General features: G+C 63.2%; 4 protein-coding genes. All 4 read right to left on the bottom strand.

What is annotated here, in order from left to right; all coding sequences use genetic code 11:
- Window positions 1–160: hypothetical protein (locus tag GY937_12305; protein ID MCP5057489.1), on the bottom strand; the 160-nt coding region annotated here is incomplete at its 3' end.
- Between the two features lie 34 nt (window positions 161–194).
- Window positions 195–551, bottom strand: a complete 357-nt coding sequence (gene tnpB, locus GY937_12300; protein ID MCP5057488.1) for an IS66 family insertion sequence element accessory protein TnpB — start codon at window positions 549–551, stop codon at window positions 195–197.
- A complete protein-coding gene (locus GY937_12295; protein ID MCP5057487.1) occupies window positions 548–922 on the bottom strand; it encodes a hypothetical protein in 375 nt (124 codons plus the stop codon). The genes tnpB and GY937_12295 overlap by 4 nt, the downstream gene beginning before the upstream one ends.
- Window positions 923–1,289: 367 nt before the next feature.
- Entirely contained in the window at window positions 1,290–1,502 is a 213-nt protein-coding gene (locus tag GY937_12290) for a type II toxin-antitoxin system HicA family toxin (protein ID MCP5057486.1), read from the bottom strand.
- Window positions 1,503–1,688: the final 186 nt, after the last annotated feature.

The following is a 1,688-nucleotide window of genomic DNA, read 5'->3' as shown; positions in this document are numbered from 1 at the left end:
ATTGCTGGCTCTTCAGGAGGCGGACGTACTCGCGGAGCTGGCGGATTTCGATGTCGCGTTCCGTGATCGCGGCGTCGCGCTTCTCGATTTCGGCATCACGTTCGAGGAGAATTGCCTGCAGTTTCTCTGCATCGCCCGGAAGAACCGTTTCCTTGATCACGACCGAAACCTAACAACCGGAGGGGTCCCTGGCACTACCTCACAGCCGAGAACGAAAGCGATTCATGCGGCTTCAGTTGGAAGACGTCGATCCCGTCAAGTAACCAGTTCAGCTCTCGTCCCGTGACGGCAAGAACTTCGCGCTCATCCTCCCTCGGCCACGGGAACCGATCCTTTTCGAGGCGCTTCTGCCACAGCACGAACCCATTGCGCTCCCAGTAGAGCAGCTTCACCTGGTCGCGACGCCGATTGCAGAACGCGAACACGTGCGAGGAGAACGGGTCCAGCTCCAACTCTTCTTCGGCCAGAATGGAAAGGCCGTTGATCTGCTTTCGGAAGTCCACGGCGTCACGGCAGAGGTGCACCCGCACCGTCTCGGTGGGTCGCATCACAGCCGAGCCAACGCCTCGACCACGGGACCGAGGGGCGAGGACCCTTCCAACATCACGCCATTGGGAAGCCGGGCTCGCCAAGGCGAGCCGGAAAGCGGCAACCCAGACCGTGCGGCCTTCACCTCGATGAATCGCTGCGGATGCGCGGACTCCCTCTGGCGCTTCCTCGGTGTCCTCGCACCGCGCTTCGCCGGCGGCAGCACGCCCTTCGCTCGAAGGTCACGCGTCGCCGTGTACAGTGTGTACTCCGACAGCCGGTGACGCTTCGCGTAGCCGCGAACCGTTTCGCCTTCTCGCGCGCATCGCCTCAGGTGCGACAACCATCGCCGCTGCGTCGGCGTGAGATTCCTCTCCGCCTTCGATCGACCCATCCCGCTCCTCCCTCAGCTCGCTTCTGCGAGCCGATCCAGGATGACTCGATCTCTCAGGATGAAAACATGGGGTCTACTGAGCGCTTACCGACCTGCCCCTGTCCGGCCCCCTCCTCGGGCTGCGCTTCGCTCCGCCTTGACATAACAAGTTATGTCAACTTGGGGTGGGCTGCGCTTTACCGGTGCGAGAGGTATTTGCCGTCCCGAGAGTTCGCCCGGCTCCGGACCTCTTGCCCCGCATTGGCAGGGCTGCCTTGCGCACGCCGGCCGCCCGTCCGCCCCCCTGGAAGGGGGGCTCCCCGGAAAGAGCTGCGGCGGCTCCGCCGCAGCTCTGGTGAGGTGAGAGCGGCTGAGGGGGAAGAGGGCTTCAGAGGAGCTTGCGAAACTCTTCGACCGTAAGCCCCGCGTCGCGCACGATGCCGCCGAGGGTGAAGGCGTTGATGGGGTTGTTGCGCGGAATGGTGAGGATGCGGGTGCCATCGGTCATGATGATGTGCCCGCTCTGGCGTGCGATTCGGAAGCCCGCTTTTTCGAGAGCGCGCACGGCCTTTTGATGCGGGATTCCGGGAATCTTCGGCACGTGGATTAGACGGCGACGTCGACTTCGCGGATCTCGGCGTCGCCGAGCTGTTGGCGATCACGAGAAACCGTAGAAATCTGATCATCTAGCCGTGGTCGCGCGCGAGTGCTGGTTTCTCGTCAGAACGGCGAATCGGTGTCGGTCGGATCGGTGTCGAGTTCGCGATCGAGAGCCGCGAGGTAGTGT

The organism is bacterium (genome assembly GCA_024228115.1).
In the GTDB taxonomy this organism is placed as follows: domain Bacteria; phylum Myxococcota_A; class UBA9160; order UBA9160; family UBA6930.
The sequence above is the reverse complement of the archived record's forward strand: the minus strand, read 5'-3'. Positions and strand labels throughout refer to the sequence as shown.